This window comes from Arthrobacter sp. 24S4-2, assembly GCF_005280255.1.
Classification (GTDB): Bacteria; Actinomycetota; Actinomycetes; order Actinomycetales; family Micrococcaceae; genus Arthrobacter.
The window spans coordinates 1,544,172-1,559,064 of the sequence record NZ_CP040018.1 but is presented as its reverse complement, the minus strand read 5'-3'; the positions used below and the strand labels follow the sequence as shown (position 1 = coordinate 1,559,064).

The following is a 14,893-nucleotide window of genomic DNA, read 5'->3' as shown; positions in this document are numbered from 1 at the left end:
GCCGGGAAACACCCGCGAAAAACCGCAGGCCTACGCTGGATCCATCACCAATCCAAGGCCAAACAAGGGCCTCACCAGCGAAAGGGCCTTCACATGTCCGCTCCGGCACCGTCCAACCCATCCTCCGCCACGGCTCAGGGTTCGTCCCCGTTCCCGCGCGTAGTCATCGCCGGCGCCGGACCGGCGGCACTGGCCCTGGTGAACCAGCTGGACCGGTCCCGCTTCGAAGGCAGCATCACCGTGCTCAGCAACCGCGACGACGCCCCGTCCGACCTCCTGGAGCTCGCGGCTCTCCCCCAGGTTTCGGTCCGTTTCGGCCAGCCGGCCAGCTTCATCGATGCGGCCAACCGCGTGGTGACCACCGCGGACGGCATGGAATTCAGCTACGACCAGCTTGTGATCGCCACCGGTTCCGCTCCGGCCCTGGCCCCCGTGGACGGCGCCAGCCGCTGCCTCAGCTACTCCACGATCGACGACGCCGCCCGGATCGGTGACGTTGTCAAGGAAGTTACCCGGGTCCTCGGCAGGAGGCCGCTGGGGATCCTGGTGGGAACCGGTCCCGAGGCGGGCCAGGCCGAGGCAGTGCTGCGGGCACGCGGCGTGCGGCCCATCCGCACCACCCTGCGCCCCGCCGCGGTGGTCCCCACCCTTGCGGGCTCGGTGCTGCCCGCCGCCGGGATTGTCTTCGACGACGGCAGCAGCATGAACGGCGACCTGGTGGTCCTTGCCGAGGAGCGCGTGGCGCGGGGCGCGCTGGCCGCCAGCGCCGGCGTTGCGACGGCAGCAAACGGCGGGATCGCCATTAGCCAGGACTTCCGGACGTCCGTTCCGGGAATCTGGGCCATCGGCGATGCCGCATCGTTCGACGGCGTCCGGCTTGGCCTGCTGGTCGCTTCAGGCTCTGCTGCCGGCGTCTGCGCAGCCCAGCTTATGCAGGCAACGCTGCAGGAACCGGTCCGGGCTGCCGCCTAGCGCCGTTGTGGCAAGATGGTCACCTGAGAAGCCACGAAGAACACGGCGCCTGTTGCCCACGAGGCCCGGACAGGCCCGCCAGGAAGGACCATCATGAGCAACGAAGCCACCGCGGCCGGCACACCTGACGCCAACCCCGCAGGGGTCAGCACTCCCGCAGACATCGCCTCCTTCATCGACCACACACTGCTGAAGCCGGAGGCCAGCGAAGCGGAGATCCTCAAGGTCTGTTCCGAGGCCGCCGAGTACCACTTCAAGTCCGTCTGCGTGAACCCGGTGTGGGTCAAAACCGTGACCACCGCACTCAAGGGTTCGGGCGTCCTGACCTGCTCGGTGGTCGGGTTCCCCCTCGGCGCCACGCCCAGCGACGTCAAGGCCTTCGAAGCCCGCGGCGCCGTGCTGGACGGCGCCGACGAGGTGGACATGGTCATCAATATCGCCGCCGCCCGCGCCAACGACAAGGGGCCCTGGTGGACGACATCAAGGCCGTCGCCGAGGCCGTGCACACGGGAGACGCCATCCTGAAGGTCATCATCGAGACGGCCCTTCTCAGCGGTTCCCAGAAGGTCCTCGCCTGCGAGGCAGCCGTGGAGGCCGGCGCGGACTTCGTCAAGACGTCCACAGGCTTCAACGGCGGCGGAGCAACGGCGGAAGACGTTGCCTTGATGCGCCGCACGGTCGGCCCGAAGGTTGGGGTCAAGGCCTCCGGCGGCGTGCGCTCGCTTGCCGACGCGCAGGCTATGATTGCTGCAGGTGCAACACGTATTGGCGCCAGCTCCGGCATCGCAATCGTCAAGGGCGAACAGGGTTCGTCCGCGTACTGACGCGATCCGGCGGCCGCCACAGTATTTTGAGCCCCTTAGGGGCGTTTTGAGCCCTGCGGGGCCGAGGAGGAATGAATGTCCAAGACCGTTGATAGCCCCAAGACCCCTCAGAACGAGAACAGCCTTGTAGGCAGCATCGTCATTTACGTGGTCATGATGGCCCTGTTCCTCGGCGCCATCTATTCGCTGTCCTTCCTCACGCTGGGCAACCCGTGGCCGATGGCTGTGTGCCTGGGCCTCTTCGCCGCAGCATTCTGGATCCCCCAGACCATCCTGGGCCGCTCGAATTCTGCCGGCGAGAACTAGGACCCACACACGCTTAAATGGCTGAAGCCCCGGACATCCGGGGCTTCAGCCGTTTAAGCGTCTTTGTCGTATCAGCGTCAGCCGGTGCCGAAAAGGTTGCTCACCAGGGTGCTTCCGAGCGCGAGCGCGGCCGGAAAATGCGTCTTGGCCAGCGCCCAGGCTGCCACGCACATCCCCACCATGGCGTACGCACTGACCGGAATCAGCACGAGCCATTCCCGCTTGGAGCCGGCCCGCCCCAGCAGCGGAATGGAAAAAGCTCCGTTGGCTCTCCAGATGTCGTTGAGCACCGGCAGTTTCCGCAGGAACTTGGGCGGCTTGATGACGATCGGCCACAACAGCGGCACACCTCCGATGGTGACCATGTCGCCGACGATATGCACCACGACGCCGGTCAGCATGGACACGGGCAGCCACGTCCACTGGCCCGGCGCGAACCAGGTCACCAGCCCTGCCATGGTCAGGGCGAAGAGCCAGTTGCTGATAAAGCCGGCCTTCGGAAACAGCTTGAGCGCCTTCGCGGCGATATTGATCATGAACATGCACAGCAGGCCTGCGCCCACCGACAGCAGCCCCCAGTCCGTGTGCAGCTGGATCTGTCCGGCCAGTGTTGCGAGCAGCACGAAAAAGGCCGCACCGAGCACCGAGTGGGTGCCCTGCCGGTGCCCGCCACTGGCGTTTTCAATGCCCACGGCAATCACGTTGGACAGCGGCGGCAGCGAATTGGCCACCGTGCTGTGGCGGTGGTCCCAGTCGCACACCAGTGCCGTTCCCGCCGTCGCCATGCCGCCGATCAGGATTCCCGTGGCGTCCAGCGGGTACCAGCCCAGCGTGTACGGCCCCGTGGACGCAATAGCTACCCACGCCGCGGCTCCCGACGCGGCGTGATGTCCTCCCATCATTCTTTTACTTCACCGCTAGCGGTGCGTCGGAGAAGATGTTCCGGATGACGCCGTTGGCCCACTCCAGGATCTCGGCGTCCTGCAGGTCGCGGCCGCCGATCTTGGCGGTCTTCGGCTTGGGGATGAGCACCGCGTCGAGGGCGGGCTTGGACTGCGCACCGGGATACATGCGGTTGAGCCGCATGGTCTTCGACTCGGGCAGCTGCGCCGGGGAGAACTTGATGAAGTTTCCCTGCAGGGCGACGTCAGACAGCCCGGCTTCGCGGGCTCCCACCCGGAAGCGGGCGACGGCGATCAGGTTCTGGGCGGGCAGCGGCGGCTCGCCGTAACGGTCCACGAGTTCGGCCAGGACCTCGTCGATGGCCTCGTTGGTGAGCGCCGAAGCCAGTTTGCGGTAGGCCTCGAGACGCAGCCGTTCGCCCGGCACATAGTCGTGCGGCAGGTGGGCGTTGACGGGCAGCTCGATCTTCATCTCGGCGGCCTTCTCCTCGGCCTCGCCGCGGAAGTCCGCCACGGCCTCGCCCACCAGGCGGATGTAGAGGTCGAAACCCACTCCCTGGATGTGGCCGGACTGTTCACCGCCGAGCAGGTTGCCGGCGCCGCGGATCTCCAGGTCCTTCATGGCCAGCTGCATGCCGGCGCCTAATTCGTTGTGCGTCGCGACGGCCTTGAGCCGCTCCAGCGCCACCTCGCCCAGGGGCTTTTCCGAGGGGTAGAGGAAGTAGGCGTACGCGCGTTCGCGGCCGCGGCCCACCCGTCCGCGCAGCTGGTGCAGCTGGGAGAGGCCGTACTTGTCCGCGCCGTCCACGATCAGGGTGTTCGCGTTGGAGATGTCCAGGCCGGTCTCGATGATGGTGGTGCAGACGAGGACGTCGAAGCGCTTTTCCCAGAAGTCCACGATGATCTGTTCCAGCCGGCTCTCGGACATCTGACCGTGTGCCACCTCCACCCGGGCCTCCGGGACCAGTTCGCGGATCTTCGCCGCCGTGCGGTCGATGGTGGAAACCCGGTTGTGGACGAAGAACACCTGGCCCTCGCGCATCAACTCGCGGCGGATCGCGGCGGAGGTCTGCTTGTCGGTGTAGGGGCCCACGTACGTCAGCACGGGGTGCCGTTCCTCCGGCGGGGTGGCCAGCGTGGAGGTCTCGCGGATCCCGGTCAGGGACATTTCCAGGGTGCGCGGAATCGGGGTGGCGCTCATGGCCAGGACGTCCACATTGGTGCGCATCTTCTTGAGCGCCTCCTTGTGTTCGACACCGAAGCGCTGCTCCTCGTCCACGATCACCAGGCCCAGGTCCTTGAAGCCGAAGTCCTTGGACAGCAGCCGGTGTGTGCCGATCACCACGTCCACGGAACCGCTCTTGACGCCGTCGGCGGTTTCCTTGGCCTCTTTGCCGCTCTGGAAACGGGACAGCGGCTTGACCACCAGCGGGAAGCCGGAAAACCGTTCGGTGAACGTCTCGTAGTGCTGCTGGGCGAGCAGCGTCGTGGGCACCAGCACAGCGACCTGCTTGCCGTCCTGGACGGCCTTGAACGCGGCCCGGACCGCGATCTCGGTCTTGCCGTAGCCCACGTCCCCGGAGATCAGCCGGTCCATCGGGATCTCGCGCTCCATGTCTGCCTTGACCTCATTGATGGTGGTCAGCTGGTCCGGCGTCTCCACGTACGGGAAAGCCTCTTCGAGCTCCCGCTGCCACGGGGTGTCCGGGCCGAAGGCGTAGCCGCGGGAGGCCATCCGGGCCGAGTACAGCCGGATGAGCTCGCCGGCGATCTCCTTGACCGCCTTGCGGGCCTTGGATTTGGTGCTGGCCCAGTCCGCGCCGCCCATCTTGCTCAGCGCCGGTGTGTCTCCGCCCACGTACCGGGTGACCTGGTCCAGCTGGTCGGTGGGCACGAAGAGCCGGTCGCCGGGGGCTCCGCGCTTGGACGGGGCGTATTCCAGGACGAGGTATTCGCGCACCCCGTCGCCGCCTCCCGCCACCTTGCGCTGGATGAGCTCCACGAACCGGCCAATGCCGTGCTGTTCGTGCACTACGGAGTCCCCGGCCACGAGCTGCAGCGGGTCCACGGCGTTCCGACGTTTGGACGGCATCCGGCGCATGTCCTTGGTGGAACCGGCGGACGTCCGTCCCAGCAGGTCCGCTTCCGTCAGCAGGCCGAGTTTGAGGCCGTCCAGGACAAAACCGCGTCCGACGGCAGCGGTGGTCACCTCGATGATGCCGGCCTGCGGATCGTGGTCGAGGGTATCCGCCCGCGCACAGGGGATGTCGTTGTCGTGGAAGAGTTCCGCGAGGCGCTGCGCCGGGCCCGGGCCCTCGGTGACCACGACGATCCGCCACTGGTCGCGGACGCGTGAGCCGATGAAGTCCATCATTTCCGCCACGTCGCCCTGGTAGCCGCGGGGTTCCCGGGCGTGCAGGTTAAGCACGTCGACGTCGGGCAGCAGCTCTTCGTCGCTGGCCAGCGACGTGATGGACCACCACGAGACGCCGTGCTCCAGGGCGGCGGTACGGGTTTCGGTCAACGACCGGAAGCTGGCCGAGTGCAGGGCCTCGGACGCCGCGGAGCTCAGGACAGTGTCCAGCGCCAGGGGCGCAGGGCCGCCTTCGGACGCCGTCGACCAGGCGGCCTCGAGGAATTCCTCGTTGGTGGCAGCGAGGTCGTGGGCCCGGGTGCGGACTTTCTCCGGCTCGATCACCACCGAGATCGAACCCGCCGGGAGCTGGTCCAGGAACGGCACCATGGCGTCCACCAGCACGGGGGCCAGCGATTCCATGCCTTCAACCGCTATGCCGCCGGCGATCTTTTCCAGCATGTCCGCGGCGGCCGGGAGCTGGGACTTCAGGGTGGCCGCGCGGGACATGACGGAGGGGGTGATCAGGATTTCGCGGCACGGCGGGGCATGGAGTTCGGTGGGATGGCGCAGGCCGGGCGCGGTGAGCGAGCGCTGGTCGGCAACGGCGAACCAGCGCATCTGGTCCACCTCGTCGCCAAAGAACTCGACCCGGACGGGGTGGTCCTCGGTGGGCGGGAAGACGTCCAGCATGCCGCCGCGGACGGCGAACTCGCCTCGGCGGGACACCATGTCCACCCGGGCATAGGCAGCGTCGGCGAGGCTCTTCACAACACTGCTGAAGGGGGCATCCTGGCCGACCTTCAGGGTCACGGGCACCAGTTCGCCCAGGCCTGCGACGATCGGCTGCACGACGGCGCGAACTGGGGCCACCACTACGCGCAGCGCACCGGCGGCGGACGATTCGGGGTGTGCGAGCCGCCGCAGCACGGACAGCCGCCGGCCCACGGTGTCCGAGCGGGGTGACAGCCGCTCATGCGGCAGGGTCTCCCAGCTGGGGAACTCTGCCACGGCGTTTGCCGGAAGGAAGGCACGCAGGGCCTCGGTCAGGTCCTCTGCCTCGCGGCCCGTCGCGGTGACGGCCAGGACCACGGGCACCGGACGGCCGGCTCCGGCAGCGCCGGTTTCGCCAGGGCCAGCTTCGGCAGCGCCGGTTTCGTTCGCCGTGAGCGTCGCGAGTCCGTCCGCCATTTCCGCGAGCAACGTGGACCGCATTCCGGCCGGGGCGCTGATTTGGTAGTCCTCGCTGCGGCCGGCGAACCCGCGGGCGGCCTCGGCCTGTACGCGGGCGTAGTTCCGGTCTTCGGCGAGGACACGGCGCAAACCGGTGAGAGAGGGGCCGTTGAGGCTCATGGCTGAAGCTCCTGATGTGATCACGGGGATGCAGGCAACACGAATAGCCGAAATTCGTGAGAATACCGGGTCCTCCAAGCCTACCGCGGAGCCCCGGGCGCGGCCGACGGGGGCTGGCTGACGCACTCGGATGCACAGGGCTAGGCTGGCGGAAGGAGCGGGCCGCCCATCCGAAGTGGCCTGGGCACCGAACCGCTTGGGCACCGAACCGCTTGGGCACCGAATGGCTTCGCAGGCCACCCCCCAACTGCTGGCTGACAAGGAGTCACCATGAACGGCACAACCGCAACCCCTGAACCCGCTGGAACGCCTGCGCCAGCCCCGCAGGCAGCCCCTGACGCGTCTGCCTCCGTCAGGGCCGCCTCCCCGAAAACCGTGCTGGTCACCGGGGCCACCGGCTACATCGGCGGCCGGCTTGTCCCGCGACTCCTGGAGGCAGGGCACAAGGTAAAGGTTGTTGTGCGGACGCCGGCCAAGATCGCCGGTGTGCCCTGGCTGGAGCAGGTTGAGGTGATCCAGGGCAGCCTGGACGACGGCGACGTGCTCCGATCAGCGCTGGACGGCGTCGAGGTGCTTTTCTACCTGGTGCATTCGATGGCGGCCGGCGCCGGATTCGAGGCCAAGGAAAAGGCCATGGCCGAGACCGCCGCCAAGGCTGCATCCGATGCCGGGGTGGGGCGAATCGTCTACCTCGGCGGGCTGCACCCCGAAGGCGCGGAGCTCTCCACCCATATGCGCTCACGCGAAGCCGTCGGCAAGGTCTTCCTCGCAGGTCCGGTGGACGCGGTCGTCTTCCAGGCGGGCGTCGTGATCGGCTCGGGGTCGGCGTCGTTCGAAATGATCCGGCACCTCTCGGAAACCCTTCCCCTGATGCCGGCCCCGAGCTGGGTCCGGAACCGGATCGAGGCGATCGCTGTCCGGGACGTGCTCTACTACCTGGTGGGCGCGGCGTCCCTGGAAGGGCCCATCAACCGCACATTCGACATCGGCTGCCGGCAGGTGCTCAGCTACGCAGGGATGATGAAGGAGTACGCCGCCGAGGCCGGCCTGCCCCACCGCGTGGTGCTGGCACTACCCATCCCTGCCCCCAAACTGGCCGGAATGTGGGTGGCCCTGACCACGCCCATCCCGCTGTCCATGTCGTTGCCGCTCGTCGAGTCGCTCCAGCATGACGCCGTGTCGAGGGAACATGACATCGATGCCTATATCCCCGTGCCTGAGGGCGGCCTGACCCCGTACCGGCGGGCAGTCTCCCTCGCGTTGGGCAAGGAACGTGACGCGCAGGTGGAAACAACCTGGGCCAACGCGGGAGCGGATGCCGATCCCCTGCCCAGCGACCCGGAGTGGGCAGGACACCGGGTGTTCCTGGACGAGCGGAGTTATTCCAGCCCGGCGGACCCCAAGCATGTGTGGACCATCATCGAGGGGATCGGCGGCCGCAACGGCTGGTACTCGCTGCCCCTTGCCTGGCGGGTGCGCGGCTGGCTGGACAAATTGACCGGCGGCGCCGGCCTGCTGCGCGGCCGCAGGCACCCGCACCTGCTGGCCGAGGGCGAGGTGGTGGACTGGTGGCGTGCAGAACGGATCGACCGTGGCCGACTGCTCCGGCTGCGGGCCGAAATGCGCGCGCCGGGACGTGCGTGGCTGGAACTATCGGTGGAACCGGAGGGCAACGGGAGCCGGTACCGGCAGCGTGCCATCTTCTTCCCCAAGGGACTCAGCGGGCGGCTGTACTGGCTGGCCGTGCTGCCGTTCCACAGGGTCATTTTCCCCGCCATGTCCCACAACATCACGGCCGCCGCGCAAAAGCTGGAAGAGGCCGAATCGGAGTCGGCGGGGCCCAGCACGTAGGATGTGGGAGGCAAAATGCCAATGCCCCCTACCCCCAACCCAATGGAGGAACAATGGCACTGAGTGCTTCCACCACCCTGCCGCACAGCGTCGATCGCGTTGCGGCTGTGTTCGCCAACGAAGATTTCCAGCGCCACACCAGTGAACTGGTGGGCGGAACCCTTGAATCGTTCAAGGTCGACGGCGATGTTGCCGGCGCTTTCAGCACCACTTCGGTGCGCACCCTGCCCACCACCCGTTTGCCGGAGATCGCCCGCAAGTTCGTGGGCGAGAGCCTCACCGTTACCCAGCTTGAGGCGTGGGAAGCGCCCGCCGCCGACGGCTCACGCCAGAGCAGCATCAGCCTGAAGATTGCAGGTGCGCCGCTGGACGTCAGCGCCGTGCAGCGGCTCGTCGCCGATGGCGGCAGCACCCGGGTTGAGCTCGAGGGCAACGTCACGTCCTCGGTGCCGTTCCTGGGCGGCAAGATTGCCGATGCTGCCGAGCCCCTGGTGGGCAAGGCCCTGAACATCCAGTCCCAGCAGGCGCAGGCCTGGCTGGAAAGCCACTGATCCCGTGCAGCTTCCCGTTGCCCTGGCCTGGATCCTCATCATTGCCGGTGTCTGGTCGCTGGCGGTCTGGCCCCAGTTCCTCAAGCGCGTGATGAAGGATCCGCGGGCCCGTGACCCGGCCGGCAAGGCCACGAAGTTCCTGACGGTGCACGTGGTCCTGGTGTCCGTCTCCATGGTGCTTGGCGCGGCAACGGCCGCGATTGGCATCGCCGGGCTGGTCGCCTAGCCATCGCCGGGCCTTGTTCCTTCCAGCCGGTGCGTGCCGGCTGGAAGGAACAGGCTAGTCTTTCCGGCGGGACTTCCAGAGCCGCGCGGCCACGCGGGCGGGCCTGCCCACAAACTCGAAGACGCTGGTCCGCCGGACCACCGTCTCTTCCAGCGCCGCGATTCGGCGGTTGAGGGCCTCCAGGGTGGATACCACCCGGTCAGCCAGCACGCGTGCTTCGGCGGCGGCTTCCTCCTGCTGCCCGCTCAGTTGTGCTAAATAAAGCAGGTACCCCACTCCCGTCTTGCCGGCTTCGCGCCGCAGGAAGGCGTCCCTCACGAGGCTGTCGAACTTCGCATGTTCGTCGGCGGCAGCAATGACGCTGTTCCCCATGTCGCCGCTGGCTGCGGGCCGCTGGCACCAGAAGGCCAGCGGTTCGTCGTCGAGCAGCTCCATCGGGTAGGCCTGCAGGAAGCGCAGGTAGAACTCCCAGTCCCCCACCACGTCAAGTTCCTCGTTGTAGAAACCGATGTGTTCGTGAACGGAGCGCCGGTAAAGGAAGGAAATGGGGACGATCCTGTTGATGCGCAGCATATCCGTCAGCGTGATCGCCTGAAGATCGGGCCAGTACGCGAAGGACCCCGTCTCCACGATGGCCCCATCGCGGACTTCCTCGTACACCACGTTGGTCCTGACGGCGACGCCCTGCGCGGTGGCTTTCCCGTCCAGCAGGCCCACGGTCTTGAGCAGGAAATCCGGGTGCCACCGGTCGTCGTCGTCATGCACGGCAACGTACTCCGAAGCGGACGCCGCGATGCCGGCGTTGGTGGCCGCCTCCATGCCCTTGCTCTGCGGGTGGTGGATCACGGTGAGTTTGCCGGCGGGAAGGTGCCCGTAGCCTTGGGCCAATGCGTCAACGGGAGCCGGATCCCCGCCGTCGTTGACCACCACGACGGAAAAGTCCTGGTAGGACTGGCCGAGGATGTTTTCCAGGGCCCGGTTCAGCAGGACCGGGCGGTTCTTGGTCCGAACCACCACATTGACGCGTCCGTCAGCCATCAGCGCTTCCTTCCGGTCAGTCGGCGGGCGATGCCGGCGCCCCGGCCCAGCAGTTTCGCGGCCTTGAATGTTCGTGATTCCAGGATCCTGTCCTTTTCCCGTCTTGCTTCATCCCGTTCATGGATGAGTACGTCGCGCTGGGACCGTACGTCGTCCCATTCTGTCCAGAGCCTTCCGGTTCCCAGGCTGAGCGTCCGGAACAGCTCGCGCTGTTCGGCGGCCTGCCCCGACCAGGGCGCAGCGGAGCGCAGGGCCGGCGCCTCCGCAAGCCCGGCGTAGCTGGGGCGGGTGCCGCCGGCCAGAACCGCCGCCACGGCGTCCCACCATTGCTCCTGCGACTCCTGGAACCCGGGCCGCAGCCGTTCGAGGTGCTGCCGGATCTCGTCCCGGCGCCCCCAGGCTTCCGCCACGGCGTCGTCCACTCCGCCGGGGGCGAGGCTTGGCAGCGGCAGGGCCCAGTCGCCGAGCCCCCAGTTTCCGTGGGCGCCCGTGAGCCGGATGTCGGAATAGGCATCGTTGGCCAGCGACACCACGGGAACGCCGGCCGCCAGGCCGAATACCGCGGGGTGGTACCGGTTGGTGATCACCAGGGCGGCTGCCGCCGTCACTTCCGCCGCGGTGCGGACCGGCAGGACGGGCAGCATTGTGAGCTGCCCCGATCGGGAGTGGGCCAGCACCGTGCGGTGGGACTCATGGTCACTGCCGTTTTCCGCGGAGCCCAGTGCGCCCATGTGGGGCAGCAGGTACACGGGCAGCCCGGTCAGCAGCGCGGCACGGTCCAGGACCGCGGCGATCGGCGCCAGGGTTCGGGTCCCCTCCCGCCAGGCGTCGGGGCCCACCGTCGCTGCGATGTAGCCACCGGCAGGGAGGTCCGGCAATCCGTCTCCGGCCGGCGGGGCTTGTTCCGCTGCCGAAGGCAGGTGCCGGGCCGACGACGGCAGGAAGCTGCCGTCGTCGAGCACGCGGACAAGCCTGTCCGAGCCCAGGCCCAGTTCGAATCCCAGGGCGTAGGACGACGGCTCGCGGGCGCCGATGAGGGTGGCGCATTCCAGCAGTTCGTGGAGGACCTTGCGGTCCTGCGGCAGCAGGGTGGGGCCGAACGTCTGGCCGCTGACCACGAGCGGTTTGCCGAGTTCGCGGGCGATGATGGCGACGGCGGCGCGCTCGTAGAGCAGCCAGCCGTACAGCGAGTTCATATTGCCACCGCCTGCAATCAGTACGCCGTCGGCCTTGGCCACCTCGTCGATGACGCCCCACACGTGGTCGGCCGGCGGGAGTGCGGCGCGGTCACCGCGGACTGCGCGGCGCACCAGCTCCAGGTGTGCGCTGCGTTCGGCAGGCGGCCATGGGAATTCGATGGTGGGTATCGACGCCGTGCCGTACAGCCCGACGGTCTGTCCCGGGTCGCGGGACAGCAACACAAAGGAGGCACCGGTCCGCCCGGAGAGTTCGTCCACTGCGGCAACAGTCATGGCCTCATCGCCGACGTGGTAAGCGCCCTGGCCCAGATCCCCCTGCACCACGAACTTCACTTGACGGCCCTCTTCCACTTCTCCGGCATTGCTGATTTCGCAGCCGGGGACGGAATCCTCCGGTACCCGCTGGCGCGCAACCAGACTACCGTCTTTTGCAGGTCGGCCCGCTCAGGCGGCCGTCGCATCCGTGCACTGGAGGCGGCCGCGGGGCACTCGAGTAGCCGGTACCGCAAATGGAGTGGCGGGGTCCGTAAATGGGGTGGACGACACGCTGTTACCTGAACGTGATAAGGCCATAGATTGCTGCTATGGATGCGAACGAGATGGAAAGGGTTTGGCACGGTAACCACCGTAAAAGCGACCGCAGAAACTGGTCGTTATACTTTGCCCTGACCCTATTGGGGCTTATCGCGTGGGTAATTGTAGTATTTCCCCACTAATTTTCGGAATTTCCACAACACAATCAAACTCCGGCCGGTCCACCCGCCGGAGTTTTGTTTGCGAAGCTGGCCAATTTCCCTGCCGGGCCCAATTACCGGACAAAATCGGAGAAGCCGGCAGCAATGGTCAGCACGGTAAGCACCACCAGCGAAATAACGCACACAATTTCCGCCCTGCGAATCCTGTGCTGCGTTTGACGCCATTCACTGTCGTCCTGGATATCAACCATGTTAAAAGGCTACGGGGGCACCCTGCACGCCACTAGAGTAGCCACTACTTGTCTTTTTCCCCATTGCTGTTCGCTCTTCACATCAAGCTCACCATGCCATAAAGTAGCGGTAAGATCGGCGATCGGCTCAGCGACGTTTATCTCAGGATCGAAGTACGTCCCCAGGATTGAACTACGTCCCAGGAGAGCTGAGAAAAGTGGCCGCTGAAGGTTTTTCCAATACCCGTTTCCTCACAGTTTCCGAGGTAGCCGAAGTCATGAGGCTGTCGCGGATGACCGTGTACCGGCTCGTCAAGGCGCACGATCTGCCGGCCGTCCGGTTCGGCCGGTCCTACCGTGTGCCCGAGCACGCCATCGAGGACTACGTCCAGCACCACTCGACGCTGGCCGATGACGAGCACCCCGACGCCGGCAAGACCTAACCCACTTGCAAGGACCAGACGCCTCAAGACCTACAGGGCGCTGCCCACGGCCTGCCTGAGGGCGTCCTCGGCCGCGACCCATGCCAGCATTGCGCATTTGACCCTGGCAGGGTACTTCGCCACGCCGGCCAGCGCTGCCGCGTCGCCCAGGATTTCCTCGTCCGGCTCCAGCCGGCCCCGGGATCGCATCAGTTCCCTGAAATGACCGATCATTCCTTCAAGTTCCTGCGGAGAGGCGCCCTCCGACATCTCGCTCAGTATGGACGCCGAGGCCATTGAGATCGCACAGCCGTCACCATGCCAGTGCACGCCTTTCACCGTTGAAGCCGCCGTGCCCGGGCCGCCACCCGCCGCTTCTTTTCCGGCCATGTCCAGCTCCAGCCGGAGTGTTATTTCGTCGCCACAGACGGGATTGAGCTGATGGCATTGACCCACTCCGGCCCGGTTCGGCATGGCCGCGGCTTCCTCCGCCGTCAGGTCTGATCCGCTGCGGGTCTTCGCATGTTCCAGGATCAGCTGCTGGTACATCGCATCCAAGGCGCTCATTTCGCCGCTCCGTCAGTGACGACGCCGAAGTAGGGCCGTACCTGGGCCACCGCTTCGAGCAACAGATCCACTTCGTCCGTGGTGTTATACAGGTAAGTGCTCGCCCGGGTGGTGGCGGTCAGGCCAAGCCTGCGGTGCAGCGGCTGCGCGCAGTGGTGTCCCACCCTGACCGCAATGCCCATGCTGTCCAGGTACTGGCCGACGTCGTGTGCGTGAACGCCGGCAACGTCGAAGGCTGCCAGCCCCAGCCGTTCCACGCCTGCCGCCGGCCCGACGACGCGCACTCCGTCAATGGCGCTTAGCCCTTCGACGAGCCGCTGGCCCAGTGCCGCTTCCCAGCCGGCGATGCGTTCCATGCCCGTTTCGCGCAGGTAATTGGCGGCGGCGGCGAGCGCCACGGCCTGCGAAATGGGCTGTGTTCCGGCTTCGAACCGCTGGGGTGCGGGGAGGTACTCCGCCTTGTCCATGGTCACGGTGGTGATCATCGAGCCGCCGGTCAGGAACGGAGGCATGGCATTGAGCAGTTCCCGCCGGCCGTAGACACCGCCGATGCCGGTCGGCGCCAGCATCTTGTGCCCGGAGAAAACGGCGAAGTCGACATCCAGGGCCTTCAGGTCCAGCGGAAGGTGCGGTGCGGACTGGCAGGCGTCCAGGACCACAAGGGCGCCCACTCCCCTGGCGAGCCGGACGAGCTCGGCCACCGGGTTGATGGTTCCGAGGACGTTCGAGGCGTGCGTGAACGCGAGGACCTTGGTGCGTCCGGTCACCAGGCGGGATGCCTCGTCAAGGCGCAGCGCGCCGTCGTCGTCAATGGGAATGAATTTCAGTGTGGCGCCGGTGCGCCGGCACAGTTCCTGCCACGGAATAAGGTTCGCGTGGTGTTCCATTTCGGTCACCAGCACCTCGTCCCCGGGCCGAGCGCGAAGCGGCGGGCTTCGCCGCCGACAGCGCCGATGCTGGCGTTGGAGAAAGCGTAGGCAAGCAGGTTGAGCCCCGCCGTGGCGTTTGCGGTCCAGACCAGCTCGTCCTCCGCAACCCCCACGAAACTCGCAACAGTGGCGCGGGCGTCCTCAAATGCGTCCGTGGCCTGGACGGCCAGATGATGTGCGCCGCGATGCACTGCGGCATTCCTTAGTTCGTAGAACTCCTGCTCGGCTTCGAGCACGCTACGGGGGTTCTGTGAGGTGGCGCCGGAGTCCAGATACACCAGCGGCCTGCCGTTGACTTCCTGATCCAGGACAGGGAAGTCGTTGCGGATACGCAGGACCTCGACATCACTGAACGCGACCTCGGCGTCTGCGGTAGCGGGAGTGGGTACCATGACCAAACTGGAGCTCCTAGATAGGCAAGACCTGCCGATGGCTCACTGCCACGCCAGGCACACCGCTTGGGTCCGCGGTGCTA

12 protein-coding genes and 2 pseudogenes are annotated in these 14,893 nt (G+C 66.8%); 7 read left to right on the top strand and 7 right to left on the bottom strand.

Annotated features, from left to right (window positions below; translation table 11 throughout):
* Positions 1-93 precede the first annotated feature (93 nt).
* The 3 genes and pseudogenes from FCN77_RS07210 to FCN77_RS07200 all read left to right on the top strand — a co-directional run bounded on the left by FCN77_RS07210 (position 94) and on the right by FCN77_RS07200 (position 2,102).
* Positions 94-972: an FAD-dependent oxidoreductase gene (locus FCN77_RS07210; protein WP_137321714.1), complete on the top strand. Its 879-nt coding sequence runs from the start codon at positions 94-96 to the stop codon at positions 970-972.
* A gap of 93 nt (positions 973-1,065) precedes the next feature.
* Positions 1,066-1,796: pseudogene (deoC, locus tag FCN77_RS07205) on the top strand (deoxyribose-phosphate aldolase).
* A gap of 75 nt (positions 1,797-1,871) precedes the next feature.
* On the top strand, positions 1,872-2,102 hold the full coding sequence (locus FCN77_RS07200; RefSeq protein ID WP_137321713.1) for a hypothetical protein: 231 nt from the start codon (positions 1,872-1,874) through the stop codon (positions 2,100-2,102).
* Between the two features lie 77 nt (positions 2,103-2,179).
* Here FCN77_RS07200 and FCN77_RS07195 read toward each other — a convergent pair whose 3' ends face one another.
* Together FCN77_RS07195 and mfd are read right to left on the bottom strand one after the other, a co-directional pair.
* Positions 2,180-3,004: a metal-dependent hydrolase gene (locus FCN77_RS07195; RefSeq protein ID WP_175417178.1), complete on the bottom strand. Its 825-nt coding sequence runs from the start codon at positions 3,002-3,004 to the stop codon at positions 2,180-2,182.
* A gap of 4 nt (positions 3,005-3,008) precedes the next feature.
* On the bottom strand, positions 3,009-6,710 hold the full coding sequence (mfd, locus tag FCN77_RS07190; protein ID WP_137321712.1) for a transcription-repair coupling factor: 3,702 nt from the start codon (positions 6,708-6,710) through the stop codon (positions 3,009-3,011).
* 270 nt (positions 6,711-6,980) lie between these two features.
* Here mfd and FCN77_RS07185 point away from each other — a divergent pair, with 270 nt between their 5' ends.
* From FCN77_RS07185 to FCN77_RS07175, 3 genes are read left to right on the top strand one after another with little or no spacing between them, the layout of a single operon-like run.
* Complete coding sequence (locus FCN77_RS07185; RefSeq protein WP_254678893.1) at positions 6,981-8,561, top strand: SDR family oxidoreductase; 1,581 nt, start codon at positions 6,981-6,983, stop codon at positions 8,559-8,561.
* Between the two features lie 53 nt (positions 8,562-8,614).
* Positions 8,615-9,112, top strand: a complete 498-nt coding sequence (locus FCN77_RS07180; RefSeq protein ID WP_137321711.1) for a DUF2505 domain-containing protein — start codon at positions 8,615-8,617, stop codon at positions 9,110-9,112.
* A 4-nt stretch (positions 9,113-9,116) separates the two neighbouring features.
* The gene (locus FCN77_RS07175; RefSeq protein ID WP_137321710.1) at positions 9,117-9,338 is read left to right on the top strand and encodes an SCO4848 family membrane protein; all 222 of its coding nucleotides are present in this window, start codon (positions 9,117-9,119) and stop codon (positions 9,336-9,338) included.
* A 54-nt stretch (positions 9,339-9,392) separates the two neighbouring features.
* Here the strand turns inward: FCN77_RS07175 and FCN77_RS07170 are convergent, their stop codons facing one another.
* From FCN77_RS07170 to FCN77_RS25875, 3 genes are all read right to left on the bottom strand, one after another.
* Positions 9,393-10,376 carry a glycosyltransferase family 2 protein gene (locus FCN77_RS07170; RefSeq protein WP_137321709.1) on the bottom strand — a complete coding sequence of 328 codons (984 nt, stop codon included), beginning with the start codon at positions 10,374-10,376 and terminating at the stop codon, positions 9,393-9,395.
* Positions 10,376-11,908 carry a polysaccharide pyruvyl transferase family protein gene (locus tag FCN77_RS07165; protein ID WP_137321708.1) on the bottom strand — a complete coding sequence of 511 codons (1,533 nt, stop codon included), beginning with the start codon at positions 11,906-11,908 and terminating at the stop codon, positions 10,376-10,378. Before FCN77_RS07165 ends, FCN77_RS07170 begins: the two co-directional genes overlap by 1 nt.
* 475 nt (positions 11,909-12,383) lie before the next feature.
* Positions 12,384-12,521, bottom strand: a complete 138-nt coding sequence (locus tag FCN77_RS25875) for a hypothetical protein (protein WP_175417177.1) — start codon at positions 12,519-12,521, stop codon at positions 12,384-12,386.
* A gap of 197 nt (positions 12,522-12,718) precedes the next feature.
* On the opposite strand from FCN77_RS25875, the gene FCN77_RS07160 reads away from it, so the two are divergent.
* Positions 12,719-12,943: a helix-turn-helix domain-containing protein gene (locus tag FCN77_RS07160; RefSeq protein ID WP_137321707.1), complete on the top strand. Its 225-nt coding sequence runs from the start codon at positions 12,719-12,721 to the stop codon at positions 12,941-12,943.
* 30 nt (positions 12,944-12,973) lie between these two features.
* On the opposite strand, the gene sufU is transcribed toward FCN77_RS07160, so the two are convergent.
* Positions 12,974-13,489, bottom strand: a complete 516-nt coding sequence (sufU, locus tag FCN77_RS07155; protein WP_137321706.1) for a Fe-S cluster assembly sulfur transfer protein SufU — start codon at positions 13,487-13,489, stop codon at positions 12,974-12,976.
* A pseudogene (locus tag FCN77_RS07150) lies at positions 13,486-14,810 on the bottom strand (SufS family cysteine desulfurase). The gene sufU and the pseudogene FCN77_RS07150 overlap by 4 nt, the downstream one beginning before the upstream one ends.
* Between the last annotated feature and the right edge of the window lie 83 nt (positions 14,811-14,893).